Here is a 23,457-nt window from a genome sequence, read left to right as displayed (position 1 = left end):
TGACCGCCGGCATCCGCCGGCAGTTACTTCGACCGCAACTGGTGGGCGATAGTGGAGTTGAACCACTGACCTCTTGCATGTCAAGCAAGCACTCTAACCAGCTGAGCTAATCGCCCGCACACCCTTGAGGTTCGCATTCTACCGGCGGCTCGAGGGGCGTGTCAACCGCCCGGGCGCGGCGCCCCGCCCCCCTGAGCGCCGGCCGGCCGCCCTCCGCAAGCCCATCGCGCGCGGCCTGCCGGTCACTGCCAGACGACCCCGCCCTTCCCGCGTTCCACGAGTCCCAGCCGGGCGGCCCGCTCGCCCTGGCGGGCGATATACTCCATCCAGTCGCCCTCCGACTCCCGGGGCACTATGAGGATCATCCCGATCCCCATGTTGAAGACCCGCAGCATCTCCTCCTCGCCCACGCGGCCGATCCGCGCGATCCCCTCGAACAGGGGAGGAACCGACCATGACCCGCGGTCGATCCTGGCCCGCATCCCCGCAGGGAAGACCCTCGGCAGATTGTCGGTGATCCCGCCGCCGGTGATGTGGGCCATGGCGCGCAGCGGCAGCCGTCCAAGCGCTCCGTCGAGGATGGGCAAGTACATCCGGTGACGCTTCAAGAGGAGATCGCCCACGGTGGAGTCGAGCCCCGGGAAGGGATCGTGGACGGAGAGGCGGGCCTCATCGAAAAGGATCTTCCGCGCCAGCGAGTACCCGTTGGTGTGGAGGCCGTCGGAGGCGAGGCCCAGCAGGCGATCGCCGGGCGCGATCGCGCGGCCGTCGATCACCTCCGCGCGCGCCACATCCCCCACGATGCACCCGACGAGATCGAGCTCGCTGGGCGCATACATTCCCGGCATCTCCGCCGTCTCCCCTCCCACGAGGGCGCATCGGGCCTGCCGGCAGGCCTCGACCATGCCCGAGACCAATCGATCCACAACGGCCGGATCGAGCCGCCCGGCGCCGATGTAGTCCAGGAAGAAGAGGGGACGCGCGCCGTGGACCAGGATGTCGTTCACGCAGTGGGAGACGATGTCATACCCGACCCCCTCCCAGCGGTCCGCCATCGCGGCGACGCGCAGCTTCGTGCCGACGCCGTCCATGCTGCTGACCAGCAATCTGGTCGAGCCGGGCTCCGGATAGGAGAAGAAGCCGGCGAAAGAGCCGATCTCGCTCTCGACGCGGGGACCGAAGGTCGTGCGGACGCGTTCACGGATCCTGCGGACCGATTCCATCCCGCTCTCGAGCGAAACCCCCGATTCCTGGTAACGAGGCGCCTCTCTCTCAGGGCCATTCATCTCAGGTGATCCTCCCGGACTTCGTACTCCAGATCCTCCTCGACGCCCGGCCACTCGGCGATGGCCCCGACCGCGTCGACAACGGCCCCCGCGATCGCCTCCAGCAGCCCCGTGTCCGCCGCGCGGCAACCGACGAGCGGACGCTCCTCTTCCCCGGAGAGGTGGACGAGATGGACGAGGGCGAACGGCGTCCTCCCGAGGCGGAGGATCCTGACATCCTCCAGATGGAGCGGAAGCGCTCCGCCGGCCATGTCGCCGGCCGCGCGCAGCGCGGCAAGGGCGACCACCCTGTTCCGGTTCGCCCGTGTCGCGAGGGCGTCGGCCCCCGCGCGCGTGGTGCGCCCTCCGCGGCGCAGCTCGACGATGGAGTGGTAGGTCTGGCCGGCGCTGGCGAGCTGCGCGAGCGAGACGACGACGCCCGGCGCGGCGCTCCCACAGCCCTCCCCCGAATCCGGGCGGGTCGCGGCGACGCTCACTCTTTGATGCGGAACCCGAATCCCGTGGAGCGCGAAGAGGGCGGTCACCACGTCGCGCGCGATTCCCTTCGGCTTGCGGGCGGCGTCGGCCACGATGTGGATCTCGATGATCTCGCCGTCCGCGACCCGCATGCGGGCCAGCCGCACTCCCTCGAGCCGCTCGAGGTCGGCCTCCATCCGGTGAACCCGTTCCTCAAGCATCTCCGTCCCTCAGGGTCTGGTCGGGGCCGCTCGCGCCCGAGTCGCGCCCATGCCGAATCCACGCCGTCTAGTCCGGATCGAACCGCGTCATCTCGGAGAGAGATCGCACCCTCGCGCGCAGAGCCCCTTCGCGGATCTCGAGAAGGCCGCCGACGCCGAACTCCTCGACCGCGTACGATGCGACCGCCGTCCCGTGCGCCATGCCCCTGCGGATGCTGGCCTCGTCCACCGTCCCCTTCTCGGCGATGTGGCCGATCATTCCGCCCGCGAAGCTGTCCCCGGCTCCAGTGGGGTCCTTGAGCGTCTCAACGGGATAGGCCGGGAGCGAAAACCATCCCCGCTCCGTCCTCGCGAGCGCGCCGTACTCCCCTCGCTTGATCACGACGGTGGAGGGGCCCATCATCCTGATCCCCTCGGCGGCCCTGAGAATCGAGTCGGCCCCCGTCAGCTGCCTGGCCTCGCCTTCGTTGATGAGGAAGAGGTTCACGCGACGCAGCACGCGCAGGAGCTCTGCCCTCCGATGGGCGATCCAGTAGTTCATCGTATCCAGGACGACGAGCCAGGGAGACGAGAGCTGATCGAGGACCTCCTCCTGCAGGAGGGGGTCGATGTTCGCCAGGAAGACGGCCCCGGCCTGCCTGTAGCTCTCGGGCAGAACGGGGTGAAACGTCTCGAAGACATTCAGCTCGGTGCTCACCGTCGTCCGCTCGTTCATGTCGGAGCCGTAGATTCCCTCCCAACGGAAGGTCTTCCCGCTCGCGATCTGAAGCCCGGCCAGATCGACCGAGCGCGATGCCAGCACGTCCCGGTGCTCCTCGGAGAAGTCGTCGCCGACGACCGCGACGACGCGGACCGGCACATAGAGAGCCGCCGACAGCGCGAAGTAGCTCGCGGATCCGCCCAGCGCGTCCGCGACGCTTCCGCCCGGCGTGTGGATCGTGTCGAGGGCCACTGATCCAACGACGAGGATCTCGCTCACCCCTCCGCCCTCGCGCGCCTCTTCGGCTCCCGCACCTCCGTCACCTCCGCGTCGCCCCAGAGCTTCTCAAGCAGGTAGTACTGCCTCGTTTCTCTATGGAAGACGTGCACGACCACGTCGACGAAATCGAGGAGGATCCAGCGCCGGTGGCTCCTTCCCTCGACATGCCAGGGGGGCTGCCCCCTCTCTGCCAGCTTCTTCTCTATGTGATCGGCCACCGCCTGGACCTGCAGCTCGGAGCCGGCGGAACAGACCACGAAGTAGTCGCATGCAGCGGAGAGACCGGAGAGGTCGAGGATCAGAACCTCTTCCCCCTTCTTCTCGAGCGCCAGGCGGGCGATCTTCCTGGCCAGGCTTTTCTGCCCCAGGGGACGAGGAGAACGGCCCTGCTTCAATGGCTCCTCTTGACTGCGTACTCGACCGCCTCGCGAAGGCCGTCGAGGTACGGCGAGGGGTTGAATCCGTCCAGGCGGCCAACGGCCTGACCCGCCAGATCGAGAGCCGTGCGGCGGCACTCCTCCAGCGCCCCCGTCGAGGCCAGCAGCTCGAGGACGAAACGCCAATCCTCTCCTTTCAGCTCGGGACTCCGGAGGATCTGCTCCACGCGGCTACGGTCGCGGCCGTCGCAGGCTCCGAGGGCGCGAATGAGCGGCAACGTGACCTTCCCCTCCGCCAGATCGGAGAGCCCGTACTTTCCCAGCTCGCCTGTGTCGCCGACGTAGTCGAAGATGTCGTCGGTGATCTGGTAGGCGCGGCCCAGATCGGTCCCGAAGGCGCGAAGCGACTCGACCTGTTCGGGGGACAGGTCGGCGATGAGCGCCCCGACCTCGCATGAAGCGGCCATGAGCGAGGCGGTCTTGGCGTCGACCAGCTCCAGGTATTCGGCTTCCTTGAGCGACGCGCATCGCTTCTGCTGGATCTGGAGCATCTCGCCGATCGACATTTGATAGGTCGTGCGCGTGACGACCCGGAAGAGGTCGTCGTCGTTGCGGTCGATCAGCTCCACGAGCGCCTTCGTGTAGATGTAGTCGCCGAAGATCGTCGAGACCAGGTCGTTGTAGAGCGAGTTGATCGTCGGCATGCCGCGCCGCAGCGCGCTCTTGTCGATCGTGTCATCGTGGACCAGCGTGGCGGTGTGGATCAGCTCAATCACACAGGCCGCGGCCACGGGATCGCGCCTGGGCTCCCCGCCGAGCCTCGAGATCAGGAGGGTCAGGGCGGGGCGAAAGCGCTTGCCCGACATCTCCAGAAGGTGGTCGCCCACCTCCTCTATCAGCATGACGCGGGAGCGGAAGAAGGCGCGGAGCGAATGCTGCATCCGCGCAAGATCTTCCTGAATCGGTTCCTGGAAAGATCGGAGCTGGCGGTCAGACCGGAAGGACCTCAAGTAGGTCTCCAGGTTCGAACTCGGCACGCCCCTCCCCCTTCACTCTCGACAGTCCCGTGCGGACGCGGCACCGGGGCTCGAGCCCCGAACACAGACGCTAGCATCCGATCCGCGAGAGTGTCAATTGGGGCCGGAGGGGAGGTCGGACGCGCTGTTCTGGGCGAGCAGATCCTGCCATGCGTTCGGGGAGAGGACGGCGCCGGCGATCATGTCCCCGTCGGCGGCCTGCATCTCCGCCACGAGCCTCTGGAAGTCGGGCAGCTGCGCCGAACCGATCGGCTCGGCCGGATAGGTCTTGAGGGCAAGAGGATTGACCGACCTCCCGTTCTCGATCACCTCGTAGTGGAGATGAGGTCCGGTCGCCAGGCCGGTCTTGCCCACAGTCCCGACACGGTCCCCCTGCTTGATGCGAGCCCCCCCGCGGACGCCTGAAGCGACGTTCCGCAAGTGCCCGTAGCAGGTCGCGTAACCGCGGTTGTGCCGGATCTTCACATAGCGGCCGTACCCGCCCTTCCAGCCGGCGTACTCGATGGTGCCGTCGGCGACGGCGACCACCGGGGTCCCCTCGGCCGCCGCGTAGTCGACGCCGTGATGGGGCCGCCATCTCTTGAGGATCGGATGGAACCTCTTCTTGGAGAAGTGCGAGGAGATGCGGCGGTAGTTGAGCGGGCTCTTCAGAAACGTCCGCTGGAGGCTCTTCCCCTCCGCGTCGTAGTAGCCCCCTTTGCCGCCCGTCGGACGGAAGTAGACGCAGCTGCCGCTCGCCTCCTCTCCCTCGTACCATCCATAGAGGATCTCGCCGTGACTCAGGAAGGTCCCGTCGACATACCGCTCCTCGACGAGGAGCGAGAAACGATCGCCCTTGCGCACTTCAGTGCAGAAGTCGATGTCGCAGGCAAGGATGTCCGCGAGTTTGATCGAGAGGCCATAGTCTCCACCGGCCGTCAAGAGCGCTTCCTCCAGGGTCGACTTGACGGTGCCCGAGAGCTTGCGCACCCTCATCTCCGAGTCTACGGCCTGGGCGAAGGATCGGAGCGAATCCGCCCCCGTCTCGAAGACGAAGATCTCCTCCGGCGAAAGGCGGATCGTGAGGCGCACGAGGTTGGCCCACTCGTCGCGGGTGAACTCCAGGACCTGACCCCTGCGAAGGGCGCGGGGCGAGAAGTAGTTGCGCGTCCTGATCTCCCTCAGGATCTCCTGGATCTGCAGAACGTCGACGCGATTCCTCAGGAGCAGTCCCGAGAGTGTGTCGCCGCGGTGAACAGTGTCGGCCTCGGTATAGGTAAGCAGCTGCTCGGAGAGCGATTCCTCCTCGAGGGGCTTCGGCCCCCCCGGCAGCGACGCTCCGTGGATCCGCAGAATCAGAAGGATGAGCGCGCCGGCCGCTCCGCTCGCGAGCCACGCGCCCCACCGCCGGATCCTGATGAGCGTCATGCCCCTCCCCTGGGAAAGCCCGGTACGCGCCGCATCCCGGCGACCGCCTGCAATCGGCGGGAGCCTAACGGGCGGACCCAAGACCGGTCAAGTCGAATCAAGGCCGCCGGCTTCGGCGCGGCGGCGCGCCCCGAAGACCGGATGGGGGCGGGTCGCCGGTCGACCGGGCCCAGTTTTTCAAGAATAGCATAACTCCAGTACAATACAACATGTTATGCTGCCAGAGCGCTCCTATCGGATGGCTTCCCCTGCGGCCAGACGAAGATGAACCTGGCCCCGCCGCCCGGTCGATCCTCGACCCAGATCCTTCCCTTGTGGTTTTCGACTATGCGGAACGTCGTCGCCAGGCCGAATCCGTGCCCGTCCGGCTTCGTGGTGAACCCCGGCTCGAAGATCCGCGCCTTCAGCTTGGCAGGAACGCCGGGGCCGGTGTCCTCCACCTCGACGCGCACGTATCCCTTCTGGTCGGCCCGGGTCTTGATGCGGATCTCCCCCTCCTTGCCGCCCGCGCCACGGATCGCGTCGGAGGCGTTGCGGCAGAGGTTCATGAGGACCTGATGGAGCTGCCCCGCGTCTCCTTCGACGGTGCCGAGGTCCGGCTCGAGCTCCACCTCGAGGCGGATCGTGTCGAACTGGTTCTGTGGCTGCAGAAAATCGACAGTCTCTCGGCAGAGTCCGTTCAGGTCGAAGACGCTGATCTTGAGCTCCTGGTGGGAGAAGTCCAGAAGACCCTTCGCCAGTCGCGTCAGCCGCTCCACCTGCGTCCACATCGCCTCGCTGTCCTTGACGAACTCGGTCAGGGAGGCCTTCTCGAACTTGCGCCGCAGAAGCTGCGCCTTGCCGGAGAGAACGGTCAGGTAGTTGTTCATCTCGTGGGCGACGGCGGCTGCCATCTCTCCCTTGGCCGCCATCCTCTCCGTGGAGATCAGCGCCTGCGTCGTCCTCTGGAGCTCGATGTACTCGCGGTTCTGCTTCTTGACGATCACGAGGGGCAGGAAGAAGAGGAGGGCCCCCGGATATCCAAGGGTGAGATACGAGAGGAGCAGGATCGGGCTCAAGGTGAACAGGGCGAGATTCGAGAAGACGGCGTTGCGATAGACGTAGTTCGTCCGCAGCGTCGCCATGAAGGGCGCCCTCTTCTCGAGGGCGATCGCCCCGGAGACGAGGAAGGTGTTGACGACGTAGTAGGCGAGGCACGCGAGGACGAACCCCCCGATCCCCCTCGCGGAGCGGAAGTGCTCGATCCGCCCCTCTCCTCCCGCGAGGTGGAGGAAGACCGATCCGGCGACATAGGCGGTCAGGACGATCTGGCCGAGTCCGAAGAGGGAGTGCGTCCAGTCGCGCTTCTGGATGGCGCGGGTCGCGACCAGGACGGAGAGGCCGATGATCCAGAGGGAGAGGGAGTTTCCAAAGAGGTAGAGGACCGCGACATTGAAGGTCGAGGCCATCGAGTCCGTCGCCTCTCCGGTGGGGGTGTCGAGCCACAGGAGCTCCGCTCCCAGGCTGAAGAGGAACCAGAGGAGGAAGGTCCAGGAGATGAGCGTCGATGTGCCGGCATGGAAAAGGAGGAGGGAGACGCCGAGCGAGGCAACGAGCAACACGTAGCCCGTCAGGGGACGATTTCCCCCGTAGCCGGCTAGGAGGCGGCTCCCTACCCCTCCTGGGCGATCCTCGGACTCCGTCTCTCTCATGTCTTACACAGAACAAAGATCGGCAACTTGCCCCCTTCACTGAAGGAACCTCGATCACTAGAATCGCCACCTGTGGGACACCAACTTCAAGAGAGACAAGGGATTGGCTGGGTCGCCCCTCCGGCGGACTGGCTACGGGGGACCCTGGCGGCCGTCAGCTTGCGCTCAGGCGGGGTCAGCAATCCTCCCTTCGACACACTGAACCTCGGCCGGAGCGCAGGAGATGAGATCTCCGATGTCGAGGAAAACGAGCGCCTCCTGGCCTCGGCCCTCAGCCTTCCCGGCGGCGCCGCTCGGGCCCGACTCGATCACGGCCGGGATTGCGTCGCCGTGATCTCCCCCGGAACCTACCGCGGCTGCGACGGTCTTCTCACGCGAAGCGTTGAACTCCCTCTCTGGCTGACCGTCGCCGACTGCTATCCCCTCTTTCTCGCGGGTGACGACTGCATCGGTCTCGCACACTGCGGATGGCGTGGAGTCCGGGCGGGGATCGTCGGGGCGCTGGCGGGGGCCGTCTCGGTCGCAGGCGGAAACCCCGCCTCTCGACTGCGCGCATGGATCGGCCCGGGCATCGGCCCCTGCTGCTACCCGGTCCGTGACGAGGTCGCCGCTCTCTTCGCTCCCGACCATCTCCGGGGCGCTTCCGGCGCCAGGCACTTGGATCTCAGAGCGGCGATCGAAGCCGATCTCACCGCGGCGGGCGTCTCAGAAGATGGTATCGACGCCTGCGGGATCTGCACCTCCTGCGAGGCCGAGATGTTCTTCTCCTACAGGAGGGACGGAGCGCGGAGCGGGCGGATGGCGGCTGTCATCTGGCGGCGCGACAGCTAGACGCACTTGGCTGGATCCGAGAGGCGAGCAGGCGCGCCGCGAGGCCCGGCGCCCCCAGAACCTAGCCGGGTCGAGCGGATGCGCCAGGCGAGCGTCTGGGACGCAGCCAAACCCCTCTAGCGCGCGGCTCATTCCTCACCCTCCGGACAGGACTTTCCGGTAGAAGGCGGCGTAGGCGTCGACGATCCGATCCTGGTCGAAGCGCTCCTTGGCGCGCTCCCGGGCCGCCCTCGAGACTCTCTCCCAGAGCGCGGCATCGCTCAGCACCCGGACTCCCCACTCGATCATGCTCCGCTCGTCGAAGGGGTCGGCCAGAAGGCCGGTGACTCCCGAGTCGATCAACTCCGAAGTCCCTCCCCTGTCGGTCGCGATGACCGGGACGCCGCATGCCATCGCCTCCAGGGCGATCAGGCCGAAGCTCTCATGCTCGCTCGGAAGCAGGAGCAGATCGGCTTCGGGCAGCAGCTCGTCCATCGCATCCTGCATCCCGAGGAAGAAGACCGAGCCCGACAGGCCCATCGATCGCACCATCTCGTGAGCGGCCGTCAGCCCAGGCCCCTCCCCGATCAGAACAAGGCTCGCCGGAATCCTGCTCACGATCCCGGCGAAGGTCCGGATCACTCCCGGGATGTTCTTCACGGGCCTGAAGTTGCTTGCGTGCATCACGATCTTCGTGCCGGGACAGCGGAAGAAACCGCGGCCCTCCTGCGGCTTCCTCGGAGCGAAGCGCGCGGTGTCGACGAAGTTGGGAATCACCTCGATCGGGCGGGAGACCTCGAAGGCCGCGAGGGTCCGCTCGCGAAGCCAATCCGAGACGGCGGTCACGCCATCGCTCCGCTCGATGCTGAACCGCACCGCGCTTTGGAAGGAGGGCTGGACTCCAACGAGCGTGATGTCGGTCCCGTGGAGCGTTGTGACTGTCCGCAGCGCGCGCTCCGCAAGCATCTCCCGCGCCAGGAACGCGCATGTCGCGTGGGGGATCGCGTAGTGGGCATGGACCAGGTCGAGTCGGTGCTCCCTGGCGACCTCGACGAGCTTGGTCGCGAGGCTCAGCATGTAGGGGGGATGGTGAAAGACGGGGTAGTTGTCGGTGATCACCTGATGGAAGCGGACGTTCTCGATGTATCCCTTCAGGCGCACGGGCGGGGCATAGCTGACGAAGTGGATCTCGTGACCCCGCGAGGCCAGGGCCAGGCCAAGCTCGGTCGCGACAATCCCGCTCCCGCCCATGCTGGGATAGCAGGCGACCCCGATGCGAAGCTCTTCCCCCGTCATGAAGATGCCCCCCTGTCGTTGAGGGCGAGAAGGGCGTGACCGCGCTCACCACGGTCGAACCACGCGGCGACCGCCTCCCGCAGCTGGACCGCCGCCTCCGGCCCTTCCCAGAGGAAGGGAGTCCAGAGCGTGAAGGAGCGTTCCTGGGGCTTGCCTCGCGGGATGAGGAACTCCCGGAGATCGGCCAGTCCAGGGTGGCTCCGTCTGAGGAGCAGGCGGGCCTTCGCATGGAGCGCCTCTTCGAGACGGCCGACCTGGAAGTCGATCTTGGCTCCGACAGACTCGATCGTCTGCACCAGGCTGGCGTCGATCGGCGCGAGAGAACCTCTCAGATCATCCAGCCGGCCGCGCGTCGTTTCCCGGAGGTCGCGGACGCGTTCCGCGAGCCCCGGCTCGAGGCCTTCCCACGCCCAGCGATCGAGAGCGCCCGCGGGATCCTCGAGCGCAAGTCTCGGATCGGGCGCCTTCGCCCCGCTCGACCAGGCCGGCGGGAAGAAGGTCGCCGCGAAACGGGGCATCAGCGGCGCCGATTCCATTCCGGCGCGCGCGTAGACCGGCCCGAGCAGCGACCTGTATGCGATCTCGGCCCCGCCGCAGACGACCCGCGCGACCGGCAGAAGATGCTCCTGGAGCGCCGGACGCAGGACCACGTTCGGCAGGAGAGTCCCGCCCCGCGGCGGCTGGGTGTCAGGATCGAGAATGCTCCTTCCGCTTCCGGCCAGGAGGTAAAGGGAACGGAGCGCTTCCTCTCCCGAGAGCGGCGGAGACGCCCCCGGCGCGCTCCATCCTCGGGCGACCGACTCGATCTCCGAGGCGAGAGCGCGCCTCTCGGGCGCGAACCGCCTCAGCAAGGGCTGGGACGCTTCTATCACAGCGGGGTCGTTTCCGTCGACGAACAGAAGAGGCTCGCCGGAGGCCAGATGGAGCAGCGCCGCGCGGAGGAAGCCGCTCCAGCCGCCGTTCCCCAGTCGCCTCAGGTCGTCGTCCAGCGCCTCCGGCCCTCCTCGCGAGTCCGGCCAGTCCGCGCCGAGCTGGGCGCGACTGGGAAGCATCCTGGCGACCTCCAGACCCCCGATCCGCCGGCCCTCCGCCGGGACTTCGTCGCGGACCCGCCTGACAGCCCCGTTCTCGAGCGGCCATGACGAAGAAGAGACTTCGTCGTGATCCGTATCGTCGCCGACGCACCAGAAGGCCGCGATCGTCGGGCGCCCGGCGGCGCGCATCCTTCGGGCCGCCTCGATGGCCGTGAAGGTCTTGTAGAGGGTATAGAGCGGGCCGCCGAGGAGGGCGGGCTGCTGGCCGGTGAGAACGACCGCCGCCTCCCCTCTCGCGAGCGGCTCCTCCCACTCGGGGATTCCGGATTGACGCGCGAGGCGCCCGATGAGGGAACGGTAGGCGCCCGCGTCGTCCCTCAGGATCCCGGCGCGGCCCGTCCCCCATTCGGCGGGGCCCTCGCTGCCTCTCCCCTCCCGCCATCCCAGGAGCCTCAGGGCCTTCCTCCTTCCAATCTCGCCAACACGATGAGCCGCGGCGATCGCTCGGGATCGAATCTGCCGGCATCGTAATCGCCCAACCGCTGCTCTACCCGCATCCCGGAGCGCGAGAGCATCGCATCGATCTCCTCCGTCTCGTAGAGACGCAATCTCTCCCTCGAGACCCGCGCAGGCTCCTCCTCCCCCGCCAGGACCTCGGACTCCTTCCAGAGGTACGGCCCCGCCGGATCGATCCAGCGCTTCTCCCTGATCTCGCGGTTTCCGGCGAGCCGCACGGACCGGGGGATCAGATTCTTCCTCACATACGCCGCGTTGATCGTGTCGAGCAAGAGCGTTCCTCCGGGCTCGAGGATCTCAGCGATGCCCTTGATGACCTGCAGGTTCTCGCCGTCCTCGGCGAAGTAGCCGAAGGTCGTGAACATCAGGAGCACCCAGCGAAAGGAGCCGGGTCGAAACGGGAGGCTCCTCATGTCGGCGCGCGCGAGCGGGATCGAGGGAGTCCTGCTCCTGGCCCTTCTCAGGAGGGGCGCGGACAGATCGAGTCCGATCGACACGACACGGCGGCCGGCGAGGGCCTGCAGAAAGCGCCCCTCGCCGCACCCGAGATCGAGGAGACGCCCCCCTTCCAGCGCGGCGAGCGGGAAGAGGCGCTCGAGGATCGCGCGGGCTTCGGCCAGATCCCGGTGCGCGTACAGGCTCGGGTACTGATCGTCGAAAGCCTGGACGAACCAGTCCTGCTCGCCACCCTTCGCTCGCATCGGGTCGATCCTACCGGAGGGAGAGCGCCGCTGGGAAGAACGACCTGACGCGGAGGCGACCCCTCAGCGGGCGGCGGGGACGGCCGGGACCTCGTCCAGGTGGCGCCGGAGCGCGGCGGCCGCATCGGGGTCTTCCGTCCCTCCCCGCTCGAGAACGAGGATTCCATCCCGGAGGAAGCGCGGCGCGTAGGTTCCTTCCTGGATCCACCGCGCGACGAGGCGATCCACGTCCGCGCGGGACTCGAGATGCCTTCGATCGCTCAGATCGATCATCGCCCAGCTCGCGAGGCGATTCTCTCTCTTCGTGTGGAGGATGAACAGATCTCGACGGGCCGAGAAGTGGGGCGCCAGGTTGTTGGAGGCAAGCAGGTCGGCATCCCGGGGGATGAGGAGGCTTGCCTGCCGGAAAGCGTCGAGATTGTGGCGTGGCCGCGTCCCATCGACGATCGTGTAGGGACGCCCGACATCCTTGAGCAGCGCGGGGTCGGCCCAGTTCGCCGCCAAGAGAGAGAAGAGGAGGAGAAGCAGGAGCATCCCCCGCGACCGCCCCGCGCTCCGCAGGCGGGTCCATCCGCGCAGCGCCGACCAGATGACGAACGGGAGGATCGGCGCGTTGTACTGGAAGTAGATCGAGTTCTGGCTCACCGCGCTCGAAGTCAGGGAGAGGGCGAGGTTCGGCAGGCCCGGAGCGAGGCAGCCAAGGGAGAGGAGCGAGAGCCCGCCGTAGGGCCAGAGGAGCTGCGCCGGAAACAGAGCGCGGCGCACGCGGTGGTAGGAGCTCGTGAAGAGCCTCCAGGGCTCCGTCAACAGGGTGTCGAGGATCTCCCCCGGGCCGCCTCCCAGCCATCCGTATCTCGCGAGCGTGTCGGAAGCCGCGCCTGCCCGGAAGTGAGGAATCACGACATAGAGAGCGGCCGCCGACCAGACGATCCCTCCGACGAAGAAGCAGAGGCCCCACAGGAAGCGCCTGCGCGCCAGAGCGCTCCAGAGCCCGAGGAAGGCGACCGCGAGCCCGACCTCCTCCCTCGTGGCCGCCGCGAGGATCATCCAGACCGTCGCCCTGCCCCAGCGTCCCTCGTCCACCGCGTCGATCGCGGCGAGCAGAAGAGGCAGCGCCAGGACCAGATCGTGGAAGTCGTAGCGGTTCATGAAGCCGACAGCCGGTGTCGCGAGATAGGCGGCGGCCCAGACGAGACCGGTCAGAGGGCCGCCGGACCGCCGGGCCGCGAGGCGGTAGATGGGCCATGCCCCGAGCGCGAGGACGACGCCCTGCGCGACGAGCAGGATCCTGACGTCATCCCAGATCCAGAGCAGGGGCGCGAATGCGGGCAGGGTCAGGGCGACGTGGTCGCCGAGGTAGTTGGCCACCTCGATGGAGCTCTCGAAGGGCCTCCTATGGGCCAGATTCCAGACGACCTGGTGCTGGATCGCGAGATCGAAGCCGCTGGAGTTGAGAGCCTGGTGCCTCAGGATCGAGAAGATCCCCCAGACGAGCGCGTAGGCGAAGATCGGAAGGAGGAGGATCCAGCCGGCATGAGGTCTGTCGAGCGCTCGGCCCGCGCGATCGAGCCCGCCGTCCAGACTCCGGGCCAGGCGGCCGAGCGGCGCGGGCGCCAGCGCCCAGGCGACAGCCACCGCGAAGAGGAGGCCCAGGTAGAGGGTGAGCTTCCGGAGGACGAGAAGCAGATCCTCGCCGCGGGCGAGAGGTGCCGCGAGAGTCACAAGCAGGAGGGCGAGCAGGAGCCCGGCGGGGAGGCGCGCGCGGGCGAGGATCGACCGTCCGGGCGCGGCGCCGCCCCCGATCACCTAGCGCAGCTCTCCCCAGAGGCGGAGCAACTCTCGAAAGGCGCGAAGAATGACGGAGAGCTTCGCGCCTGTCTGGGAGCCGACGGTCCTCGGGAAGTGGTGGACCCCGATCTCCACGACACGCGCCCCACGCTTGCGGGCCCTGGCGATGATCTCCACATCGATGAGCGCCCCCCGGCTCACGAGATCCATCCCTTCGAAGATCGATGCGCGGTAGAGCTTGAACGCGCAGTCGACATCCCGCAGGCGGAAGCCGAAGAGGAGCCGGACGAGCGAGTTGAACAGCCACGCGTTGAGCTTGCGGTTCACGGGATCGCGCCGGTCGATCCGGAATCCGCTCACGATCTCGTGCCCGTGCCGCAGGGGAAGGAGCAGGTCGATCTCTCGGAGGTCGAATTGATTGTCGCCGTCCGTGTAGAAGATCCACTCGAAGCGGGAGGCCCGAATCCCGCTCGTAAGGGCCGCGCCGTAGCCGAGGTTCGTCGGATGATGGATGGCCCGGATCCGGGGATCGCCGGCCGCCAAACGGTCCGCGATCGCCCCGGTAGCGTCGCGCGAGCCGTCATCGACGAGGATGATCTCGAACTCCTCCGCCACGCCCGGGAGGATCTCGAGCGCGCGCTGAGCGGCAAGCTCGATGTTGCCCTCCTCGTTGTACATCGGATAGAAGAGGGAGAGGGAGGCGAGCCGTTCCTGAGAGGTCGCGGCCCCGGGCGGACTCATGGATTGACGATGCCGCCCTTGCCGCCGCCCGGGACGCTGCCGCCCTTCACGCGATTCTCGTCAACGAGCGTCACGAGAAAGTAGCCGGCGGCCGCGATGGTGGCCCCATACAGGGCCGTGCGCACAGGATCCTTGTTGACAAGCTCCACCCTCGCGACGCGCGGGAGGGGGATCTCCTGCCTCCGCAGGACATCCTCGAACCAGACCTCGCCCCCCGACCCGGTGCGCTCCTCGGTCACCTCGTAGAATCCGACGAGCGTGTCGGGGTAGACTTCCGCCTTCGCGAAGCGGTACTCGAAGCCATCGATCGTCGCCACTCGGACCTTTCCCAGGGAGGCGTCCGCGACGAGCTCGGCGCGCGGGATCTCCTTGTAGGTGGAGCATCCACAGAACAGGGCCAGGGCGATCAAGAGCGGAACGCGGGAGTCCATCGGCTAGCTCCTCCAGACCAACTATACGGATCCGCGTCGCTGCCGGTCAACGCGCTCGACCCACCGGTGGATCCTCTCGAGGGCGTCCAGGGGGGTGAGGCGCGAGGGATCGAGGCCGGCCAGATCCTCGACCAGCCAGTCCCACTCGCCGCCGGCGAAGAGGGGCAGCTGCTCCGGCTCGCCTCCCGAGGGCGCCGCCTGGGCCCCCTCGATTCCGCGGGAGACGCCCCGCTCGAGGTCCCTCAGGATCTCCGCCGCGCGTCGCACCACCGTCTCGGGGACCCCGGCGAGGCGGGCGACCTCGATCCCGTAGCTCCTGTCCGCCCCCCCGGGAATCACCTTCCTGAGGAAGATCACTTCATCCCCCCATTCGCGGACGAGGACATTCAGGTTGACGTAGCCTTCCCTCTGGCCGAGACGCGTCAGCTCGTGGAAGTGCGTCGCGAAGATGACGCGCGGCCTTCGCCGCGCCTCCTGCCGCAGGGCCTCCGCCACGGACCAGGCGATCGAGACGCCGTCGTAGGTCGAGGTCCCGCGACCCACTTCATCCATCAGCACCAGGCTCTCGGAGGTCGCGTGGCGCAGGATGTTGCTCGTCTCCACCATCTCGACAAGGAAGGTCGACTGTCCTCTTGCCAGGACATCGTGGGCGCCCACGCGCGTGAAGATCCTGTCGGCCATCCCGATCGTGGCCGCTCGCGCGGGGACATACGAGCCGATCTGCGCCATCAGCACGATCAGCCCGGTCTGCCGCAGGTAGGTCGACTTCCCTGCCATGTTGGGGCCCGTCAGGATGACGATCTGGCGCTCTTCCCCGTCGAGGGAGAGATCGTTGGGAACGAACGATCCGATCCCGACCGCCCGTTCCACGACGGGATGCCTCCCCTCCTCGATGTGGATGGCGCGGGAGATCTGAAGCTGCGGCTTCGCGTAGTTGCCCGCGATCGCGACCTCCGCGAGAGAGAGAACCAGGTCGATCTCCGCGATGGCGCGCGCGGCATCCTGCAGAGCGGCGGTCTCCCCGGCCACCCGCCCGCAAAGAGATCCGAAGAGCTCTTCCTGCCGGCGCGACACCGCCGCTTCCGCGCCCAGGATCAACTCCTCCTGCTCCTTGATCTCGGGGGTCACGTAGCGCTCCCCCGTGGAGAGCGTCTGGCGGCGCAGGTATCGCTCGGGCACCCGGGAGATCTGCGATCGGGTGACCTCTATGTAGTATCCGAAGACCCTGTTGTAGCCGACCTTCAGGTTCGCGATCCCCGTCGCCTCGCGCTCCCTGCTCTCCAGATCGGCCATCCATCGCTTGCCTCCGCGGGCGGCGTCGCGCGCGGCGTCGAGCTCGCGATCGTGGCCGTCTTTGATGACCTCCCCGTCGCGCGGGCTGATGGCCGGCTGCTCGACGAGCGCCGCATGCAGATCGCGACCCAGCGCCTCGCACGACTCCGGAATCTGCAGGCCGCTCCAGGCGGGGCGCGCCGCGAGGATCCGATCGAGCGCCGGAGCGGCCAGGAGCGTCCGCCTGAGACCCGCCAGATCGCGCGGCGTCGCCCGCTCGCAGTGGACCCTTCCGAGGATCCTCTCGATGTCCGACATCTGCTCGAGCGAGCGCGCGAGATCAGATCTGGCCTGCCCGTCCTCTAGGAGCGACGCGATCCGATCCTGTCGCGCTCGCGCCGGTTCGGGAGCGCGGAAGGGGCGGGCAAGCGCCTCGCGCAATCGCCTCCCTCCGGCCGCCGTTCGGGTCCGATCCAGGACCGCGACCAGGGTCGCCTCCCGCCCTCCCATGGCGAGGGGTTCGAGGATCTCGAGCCCACGGATCGAGGCGTCGTCCAGGATGAGGTATTCCGCGGGTCGGATCCGCTGGAGGCCGCCAAGGTGGGCCAGGGTCGATTGCTTCTGCTCCCGCGCGTACTCGATGAGGGCCGCCGCGGCCCCGAGCGCCGGCGTCGATTCCCGGAAACCGTATCCTTCGAGCGTCGCCACGCGGAACTGCTCGCGCAGGATGCCATCGGCGCGCGAGGGACTGAAGCGCCAGCCGTCCAGGCTTGTCCGGAAGGCCCCCGGGAGATGCTCTGCCAGGAACTTCTCCAGGCGCGGAGAGGCCCACCCCTCGGGCTGCAGGATCTCGCTCGGGGCGAGTCGCGCCAGCTCCTCCTCCGCCTCCTCCTCCGTGAGGTCTCCCGCCAGGAATGCGCCGGTCGAGATGTCGGCGACCGCGAGACCCACGCCGTCCCCGGACCCATGAACCGCGGCCAGATAGTTGAACATGTTGCCCGTCAGGAGGGGATCGGTCACCGCCGTTCCCGGACTCATGACCTCGATGACGCGTCGCTCGATCAGGCCCTTGCTCTCCTCGGCCGAGCCTACCTGCTCGCAGATCGCGACCCGGTGCCCCGCACGCAGGAGCTTCGCGACTTGAGGCTCGGCGCTGTGCCAGGGGATGCCGGCCAGCGGGATCGGTTCGGCGTCGCCGGGATTGCGGGAGGTCAGCGCGATCCCGAGAACCCGGGAGAGCGTGACGGCATCGTCGTAGAAGGTCTCATAGAAGTCACCCATCCGGTAGAGAAGCACCGTGTCGGGGTGTTTCTCCTTCACCCCGAGGTACTGCTCCATCATGGGGGTCGTCGAGCGCGGGCGCCTCATGGCGCGCGGACGACCTCGCAGGCGCGCCCCGTCCGCTCCGTCGCGGCGGCCGCGACGCTGTCCGCCGCGTCCCTCCCGTCGATCCCTCCGATGCGGGTCCGGTACCAGACGCGGCCTCCTTGCCTCGTTTCCTCGATTCCCACCTCGAGCCCTAGGCGAGCGAGCTCCGCCACCTGCCCTTCCGCGTTCTCGCGCTCGAGGAACGCGCCGAACTGCACCGCCCATCCCCCTGGCTCCGTGAGAGGACCCGAGGAGATCGCTGGCGCGTGGAGGCGCTCAGGCAGAGCCGCGCAGGCGCGGATCATCGGGGCGATCTCGCTTCTCGCGAGCCTCCCCGTCCCCGGAAGCTGGAGGATCTCGCCCCAGCGCGCCAGACCGAGTCCCAAAATGCCTGCGCGCCGCATTTCCCCCTCGAGCGCGAGGACCCCCTCCTCCGCCTGTCCGCGGCGACCGCTCGCGATCGCGCGATCCACGCCCACCAGCCTCCTCAGCGTCGCCCAGACCCCGACGCCCGGCTCGCTTTCCTCCGCGCCAAGGGGCTCGTGTCCCGTCCGCATGCGGGCCTGCTCGCACCAGAAGCTCGCGCGAGCCAAGAGATCGGGATCGGCTGCGTGGCGCCGGGCTCGCTCGAAGTAGGCGAGCGCCTCCTCCTCCTGCCCGACTCCGTAGTAATAGAGGCCGATCCAGAGAGCGCTCTCCACCCCCTCCCGCTCCCGTCCGAAGCGGGACTGCAGAGCCCCGCGCAATCGCAGCGCCTCCGATCCGTCCCTCGTCTGCCGCGCCTCCAGGGCCGAATCCTCCCGGTCGGCGGGCGCGATGCCATCGATGAGATCCTTGAGGAGCGTCGCGGGCCCCTCCCTCTCTGCCCGCGCGCCACTTGCGAACCCCAGCGCGCAGGCCAGAGTCAGGACCATGGCGAGCTGAGCGCGGCTTGGCGGCCGCAGATCGAGGATCCGGGACGGACGCCGCCGAGACCGGCCGGCTGTCTCGCGAGGGAGTGCGCGCACGGTCCTAGTCCGCGTGGGGGCCGATCCGGGGACGCGTCTCCGGAAGCCGCTCCCCTCGGGCCGGCTCCAGCCAGCTCGCGCAGCGCCGGCACCGCACCGAGACATCCTCGATGGGGGCGCCGCACGCCGCGCAGGCGGAGCCGGCGGAAGGCGGATCGATCTCAGCGAGGAGCCCGTCCAGCTCCCGCATGGCCTGCTCCGTGCGACCCAGAGCAAGGAGGGCGCCGACCAGCCGCCGCCGGGCTCGACGCTCTCCGGGCCTCTGCTCGAGGAGCGCCTCGAGCTGGCGGGCCGCCTCTTCGAGCCTTCCCCTCCGACGGTGCATCTCCGCGAGCGCGATCGCCGCGTGCGGATTCCCCTGCCGCCCGGCGGCAAGGGTCTCGTAGACGTGCGCCAGGTCCCCGAAGCGCCCCAGCTCGAAGTAGGCGCGTTCGAGCCTGACCAGAACCTGATCGGCCTGATGACCATGATCCCCGAGATAGGCGATCCACTCCTCGCAGGCCCGCTCCAGATCCCCCTCCTGCGCGAGGAGGTCGCCCATCAGGATCCTCGCGATCGCCCCGTCCCTCGGCATGCCGGCGGCCTCGTCGAGCAGCTTTCGCGCTTCCTTCAGCCGGCCCGCCTCCATGTGCCCGCGCGCCATCTCGATCCGCATCTGCGCGGGGCTCGGACGGGTCTCCTGCGGCTCCAGGCGGTCCCAATCGTCCAAGTAGGCGAGAGCCCTGTCCCAGTCCCCGCGGCGCTCGTGCTGGCGAACGAGCGAGCGCAGCGCCGCCGCGCTCCGAGGATCGATGGCCAGGAGCTTCTCCGCGATCCCCATCTCTTCGTCGGGCCGATCGAGGGCCCGCAGATCCTCAAGGGCGCTCTCGTAAAGGCGCCGGCGATCGGCCTCCTCGGGGATGCTCCGCGCGAGGAGATCGGCGTGGATCCTGTAGGCTCGCTCGGGGTACCCCATCCTCCGCAGCAGATCGCCGAGGCGGATGTAGGCGCGCAGATTCCCGGGATCGCTCCGCGCGAGATCGCGCAGATGCGCGAGCCCCGCCGGACGATCGCCGCGGATGAGAGCGTCGATCGCCCCGAGGTAGCTCCCCGAGGAGTCCTGCGCGGCCGGCTCGCGCCTGCGCCCAGCCCACCACGGCGCCCCAACGAACGCGAGGATCGCGGCGAGGATCACGACCAGGAGCAAGAACTGGCCGAGGTTCACGCGCCCCGCCCTCCCGGCGCCGCGCCGTCCCCGGCCTCCGTCATCGGCAGGTCGTCGAGGGCGGAACCGCGGAGCTTGAGGATCTCATCCTGGAGCGACCGGTTCTCTCCCCGGAGCTTCCCGATCTCGGTCCGCAGGCGTATGTCGCGGGCGAGCGAGACAATGAAGTGAGTCACGATCCCGAACAGGTAGGCGAAGAACACCGCAAGGACAAGAGGGACGTCGCGGTATGTGTGGGCCGCGTCCGCCCAGAGCCTCAGATCGATCGTCTCCTCCAGGTTGAGGACGGCGAAGAAGAGCACCGCGACCAGAAAGGCCAGCCCGAGCAGCATCTTGAGGAAGGACACGCGCCACCTCCGTCAGCGATCACGCCGCTTCATCTTACGATCCACGCTTCGCGCGGGGCAAGGCGCTTCCGGTGACCGGCCGCGCCTCCCGGACGCGATCGATTGCACCTGAGAGGGGGGCAGGGGCGCCGCGAGAGGCCGACGGGCCCGCAGCGCTCCGACGTCAAAGAGATCGGGGACGCCCGAGCGCGGGCGCCCCCGATCGGTCGTCGTGCGAGCCGGACTACACCTCGTCTTCCGGCACGTCGTCCATCGGAATCTCCACCGCGCCCTCCTCGGACGACTCGGTCACGGTCGCTCTCTTCTGGCTGTACTTGTCGACATAGGCCTTCTGGGACTCGGGATCCTGCTCCTGCAACCAGGCCTTGGCCGAGAGGACCATCCTGTGATTGGCCAGATCGGTCCGCATGACCTTCAACTCCAGCTCATCGTCGGCCTGGAAGTGCTCGCCGGGATGCCTGAAGCTCTCGAGGCCAAGCTGCATCGCGGGAACGAATCCCTCGACCTCGCCATCGATCAGGACGATCGCCCCCCTGTCGATCACGCGCACCACCCTGCCCGTGACGGTCATCCCGACGGGGTAGCGGTACTGGATCTCGGGCCAGGGATCGTCGGTCACCTGCTTGAGGCCCAGGCTGATCCTGCGCGACTCCTTGTCGATGTTCAGCACCTTCACGTCGACCTTGTCGCCCTTCTTGAGGACCTCGCTCGGATGGCCGACGCGCCGGGTCCACGACATGTCGGAGATGTGGACGAGCCCATCGATCCCGTCCATCAGCTCGACGAAGGCCCCGAAGTTCGTCAGGTTGCGGACCTTCCCCTCGACCACCGCCCCCGGAGGGTAGGTCTCGTCAAGGGTGAGCCAGGGATCAGGCTCGACCTGCTTGAGGCCAAGCGAGATCTTCTCGTGCTCGCGGTCGACCTTGAGCACCATGCACTCGATGTCCTGCCCCTCGGTCAGGATCTTGTTCGGATGCCTCACATGCTTGGTCCAGGACATCTCGGAGACGTGGATCAGGCCCTCGACGCCCCGCTCGAGCTCGACGAAGGCGCCGTACTCGGTGATCGAGACCACCTTGCCCTGCACCTTGACGCCGACCGGGTACTTCTCCTGCACCCGCTCCCAGGGATACTCCATCAGCTGCTTCAGGCCGAGACTGATTCGTTCCCGCTCCGGCTCGAAGGAGAGGATCTTGACCTTGATCTGGTCGCCAACGGTGACGACCTCGGAGGGGTGCTTCACACGGCCCCAGGACATGTCCGTGATGTGCAGAAGGCCGTCGATTCCGCCGAGGTCGACGAAGGCGCCGAAATCGGTGATGTTCTTGACGTACCCCTCGCGGATCTGGCCGGCCTCGAGATCGCGGATGATCTCCTCCTTCGCCGACTCCCTCTCCTGCTCGAGAACGAGCCGCCGCGAGACGACGATGTTCCTGCGGCGCTTGTTGAGCTTGATGATCTTGAACTGGAGCGTCTGGTTCATCAGGCTCTCGATCGCCTGAGGCGGGCGAAGCGCGATCTGGCTTCCAGGCAGGAACGCCTCGACGCCGTAGAGATCGACGACCGCCCCACCCTTGATCTTGCGGACGAGGCGCCCCTCGACGACTTCCCCCTTCTCGGCCGCATCGCGCACCCGATCCCACACCTTCACGAAGTCGGCGCGCTGCTTCGAGAGAACGACGAGCCCATCCTGGTCCTCCATCTTCTCCAGGAAGACGTCGATCTCCTCGCCGACCTTGATCTGGTCGACCTCGGCGAACTCCTCGATCGGGATGACCCCTTCGGACTTGAACCCGATGTCGACCATCACTTCCTTCTCGTCCACACGGAGGATGCGTCCCTTCAGGATCTCCCCTTCCTCGACGTGGCTGAGCGAGTCCTCGTAGAGACTCATGAGCTCCTTGAGCGATTCCGCTCCTGGATCCGACTCGTCGTCGATGTTGACGAGGCGGATCACCTTCCCTCGCTGAGGGGGGGGCCTGTAGGCGGGCGTACCTTCCTGCAGTCCGGGAGCATCCGGATCGTGATACATGTGAAGCTGACCTCCTTGGAACATGGATTCGGCGCTTGGCCGTGCGGCGGCCGGATGGGCACTCCGCAGATCGATCAGTCTATCCATGAAGGCCCGGGGGATCAAGCCCCCTCTGGCGCCACCCTCTGGCGCCACCCCCTCGGGTCAGCCGCCCCCGGTCTCCCTCCCCGGTCCTTCGTCCCGACCGGCGCCGGCGGCGGCGATCGACTCCATCACACGGGCGGCGATCTCGGGGAATCGCGAGCGTCCCTCCCGGCCGGGCGGCACCGGGGGGAAAAGGAGGGGTTCGCCGAAGCGGACGGTGATCCCCCGGCGGCCGGCGCCCCTTCTCTCTCCCTTCCATGTCCCCTTCAGGCGCACGGGAATCACCGCGCATCCCGCTCTGGCGATGAGCATGGCGATTCCCTCCTTCGGCGGGCCCAACCCCTCCCGGCGGATCCTTGTCCCTTCCGGGAAAACGAGCAGGGCGTTGCCGGCCCTGATGGTTTCGAGGGCCCGCTCGATCCCCCGCCGATCGAACCCCTCGCGGTCGATCGGGATCGCGTTGCTCGCGCGGACCCACGCTCCGAAGAGAGGGACGTCGAAGAGCTGGCGCTTGGCGAGATAGTGGATCTCTCTCGGCAGCAGCGCGCCGATCAAGGGAGGGTCGAGATAGGACTTGTGGTTCGCCGCCAGGATGACCGGTCCGCCGCGCGGAACCCGCTCGGCCCCTTCCACGCGAAGGCCCCAGAAGAGCCCGGCGAAGGTCCGGATCGACCATTGCTCGATCCGGTAGAAGAACCGCGGTCGCCTCGGGCGGAAGCGCTCCCAGGCGCCGAGGATTCTCAGAATCTGGCCTTCCACGTCAAGCGCCGTGGTGTCGATCACGACCGCGTCAGGCGCCTGCCTGAGAGGCGCCACGCTCCTCTCGGAGTCCCTGCGGTCGCGCTCGACGATCGCCGCGGCCACATCCTCCGCGCTGGCATCGAGACCCTTCTCCCGGAGCTCGAGGCTCCTCCGCTCTGCCCTCGCCTCGAGGGAAGCGGTGAGGAAGATCTTCAGGTCCGCGCCGGGGAACACATCGGTCCCGATGTCCCTTCCCTCGACGACCGAGGGGCCGAGGCCCGCCAGCTCCTTGAGCCAAGCCTCGACCCGCCCCCGGACGGATGGATCGACAGCCAGCTTCGATGCGAGCGCGCTGACGCGGGGGTCTCTCAGCTCCGTCGTGACTTCCTCGCCCCCGAGATAGACGCGGAAACCGTCCCGGGCGGCCTTCGCGCGCAGGGGCAGGTTCATGAGGAGCGGCCGGAGCCGCCCGTCCTCGGGACTGTCGATTCCGCGCGCGCGCGCCGCAACCGCGATCGCCCGATAGAGCGCCCCGGAGTCGATGTAGGCGAAGCCGAGTCTCTCCGCCACGAGTCGGGCGCTCGTCGTCTTTCCCGTTCCCGCAGGGCCGTCGATGGCGAGAAGGAAGTGG

General features: G+C 67.9%; 20 protein-coding genes and 1 tRNA gene. 1 reads left to right on the top strand and 20 read right to left on the bottom strand.

What is annotated here, in order from left to right:
- Positions 1-39 precede the first annotated feature (39 nt).
- The 8 genes from FJY88_03755 to FJY88_03720 form a co-directional block, all read right to left on the bottom strand.
- Positions 40-116, bottom strand: a tRNA-Val gene (locus tag FJY88_03755).
- 126 nt (positions 117-242) lie between these two features.
- On the bottom strand, positions 243-1,286 hold the full coding sequence (locus tag FJY88_03750) for a phosphoribosylformylglycinamidine cyclo-ligase (GenBank protein ID MBM3286455.1): 1,044 nt from the start codon (positions 1,284-1,286) through the stop codon (positions 243-245).
- Positions 1,283-1,963 carry a hypothetical protein gene (locus tag FJY88_03745; GenBank protein MBM3286454.1) on the bottom strand — a complete coding sequence of 227 codons (681 nt, stop codon included), beginning with the start codon at positions 1,961-1,963 and terminating at the stop codon, positions 1,283-1,285. Before FJY88_03745 ends, FJY88_03750 begins: the two co-directional genes overlap by 4 nt.
- Positions 1,964-2,030: 67 nt before the next feature.
- Positions 2,031-2,933, bottom strand: coding sequence for a sugar kinase (locus FJY88_03740; protein MBM3286453.1), 903 nt, complete (start codon positions 2,931-2,933; stop codon positions 2,031-2,033).
- 5 nt (positions 2,934-2,938) lie between these two features.
- Positions 2,939-3,310 carry a ribosome silencing factor gene (gene rsfS / locus FJY88_03735; GenBank protein MBM3286452.1) on the bottom strand — a complete coding sequence of 124 codons (372 nt, stop codon included), beginning with the start codon at positions 3,308-3,310 and terminating at the stop codon, positions 2,939-2,941.
- A 23-nt stretch (positions 3,311-3,333) separates the two neighbouring features.
- The gene (locus FJY88_03730; protein ID MBM3286451.1) at positions 3,334-4,260 is read right to left on the bottom strand and encodes a polyprenyl synthetase family protein; all 927 of its coding nucleotides are present in this window, start codon (positions 4,258-4,260) and stop codon (positions 3,334-3,336) included.
- Between the two features lie 189 nt (positions 4,261-4,449).
- Positions 4,450-5,763, bottom strand: coding sequence for a hypothetical protein (locus FJY88_03725; protein ID MBM3286450.1), 1,314 nt, complete (start codon positions 5,761-5,763; stop codon positions 4,450-4,452).
- A gap of 212 nt (positions 5,764-5,975) precedes the next feature.
- Positions 5,976-7,454 carry a hypothetical protein gene (locus FJY88_03720; protein MBM3286449.1) on the bottom strand — a complete coding sequence of 493 codons (1,479 nt, stop codon included), beginning with the start codon at positions 7,452-7,454 and terminating at the stop codon, positions 5,976-5,978.
- Between FJY88_03720 and FJY88_03715 the strand changes: the two genes are divergently transcribed.
- Entirely contained in the window at positions 7,431-8,285 is an 855-nt protein-coding gene (locus FJY88_03715) for a laccase domain-containing protein (protein MBM3286448.1), read from the top strand. The two genes, FJY88_03720 and FJY88_03715, sit on opposite strands and share 24 nt — an antisense overlap.
- Positions 8,286-8,420: 135 nt before the next feature.
- On the opposite strand, the gene bshA is transcribed toward FJY88_03715, so the two are convergent.
- From bshA to FJY88_03655, 12 genes are all read right to left on the bottom strand, one after another.
- On the bottom strand, positions 8,421-9,560 hold the full coding sequence (bshA, locus tag FJY88_03710) for an N-acetyl-alpha-D-glucosaminyl L-malate synthase BshA (protein ID MBM3286447.1): 1,140 nt from the start codon (positions 9,558-9,560) through the stop codon (positions 8,421-8,423).
- Positions 9,557-10,783 (bottom strand): bacillithiol biosynthesis BshC, encoded by a 1,227-nt coding sequence (gene bshC / locus FJY88_03705; GenBank protein ID MBM3286446.1) that lies wholly within the window; start codon positions 10,781-10,783, stop codon positions 9,557-9,559. The genes bshA and bshC overlap by 4 nt, the downstream gene beginning before the upstream one ends.
- 263 nt (positions 10,784-11,046) lie before the next feature.
- Positions 11,047-11,811: a class I SAM-dependent methyltransferase gene (locus FJY88_03700; GenBank protein MBM3286445.1), complete on the bottom strand. Its 765-nt coding sequence runs from the start codon at positions 11,809-11,811 to the stop codon at positions 11,047-11,049.
- A gap of 63 nt (positions 11,812-11,874) precedes the next feature.
- Positions 11,875-13,617 (bottom strand): DUF2079 domain-containing protein, encoded by a 1,743-nt coding sequence (locus tag FJY88_03695; protein ID MBM3286444.1) that lies wholly within the window; start codon positions 13,615-13,617, stop codon positions 11,875-11,877.
- Entirely contained in the window at positions 13,618-14,340 is a 723-nt protein-coding gene (locus FJY88_03690; protein ID MBM3286443.1) for a glycosyltransferase family 2 protein, read from the bottom strand.
- Positions 14,337-14,771, bottom strand: a complete 435-nt coding sequence (locus FJY88_03685; protein ID MBM3286442.1) for a hypothetical protein — start codon at positions 14,769-14,771, stop codon at positions 14,337-14,339. The genes FJY88_03690 and FJY88_03685 overlap by 4 nt, the downstream gene beginning before the upstream one ends.
- A 21-nt stretch (positions 14,772-14,792) precedes the next feature.
- Complete coding sequence (gene mutS, locus FJY88_03680; GenBank protein ID MBM3286441.1) at positions 14,793-17,411, bottom strand: DNA mismatch repair protein MutS; 2,619 nt, start codon at positions 17,409-17,411, stop codon at positions 14,793-14,795.
- Positions 17,408-18,523: a hypothetical protein gene (locus tag FJY88_03675; GenBank protein ID MBM3286440.1), complete on the bottom strand. Its 1,116-nt coding sequence runs from the start codon at positions 18,521-18,523 to the stop codon at positions 17,408-17,410. Before FJY88_03675 ends, mutS begins: the two co-directional genes overlap by 4 nt.
- Positions 18,423-19,622 (bottom strand): tetratricopeptide repeat protein, encoded by a 1,200-nt coding sequence (locus FJY88_03670; protein MBM3286439.1) that lies wholly within the window; start codon positions 19,620-19,622, stop codon positions 18,423-18,425. Before FJY88_03670 ends, FJY88_03675 begins: the two co-directional genes overlap by 101 nt.
- Positions 19,619-19,969, bottom strand: a complete 351-nt coding sequence (locus FJY88_03665; protein ID MBM3286438.1) for a DUF1049 domain-containing protein — start codon at positions 19,967-19,969, stop codon at positions 19,619-19,621. Before FJY88_03665 ends, FJY88_03670 begins: the two co-directional genes overlap by 4 nt.
- A 223-nt stretch (positions 19,970-20,192) precedes the next feature.
- Positions 20,193-22,088: a 30S ribosomal protein S1 gene (locus FJY88_03660; protein MBM3286437.1), complete on the bottom strand. Its 1,896-nt coding sequence runs from the start codon at positions 22,086-22,088 to the stop codon at positions 20,193-20,195.
- A 57-nt stretch (positions 22,089-22,145) separates the two neighbouring features.
- Positions 22,146-23,457 (bottom strand): (d)CMP kinase (locus FJY88_03655; protein ID MBM3286436.1); only part of this gene is annotated, 1,312 nt, incomplete at its 5' end.

It is taken from the genome of Candidatus Eisenbacteria bacterium (genome assembly GCA_016867495.1).
Classification (GTDB): Bacteria; Eisenbacteria; RBG-16-71-46; order CAIMUX01; family VGJL01; genus VGJL01.
The sequence above is the reverse complement of the archived record's forward strand: the minus strand, read 5'-3'. Positions and strand labels throughout refer to the sequence as shown.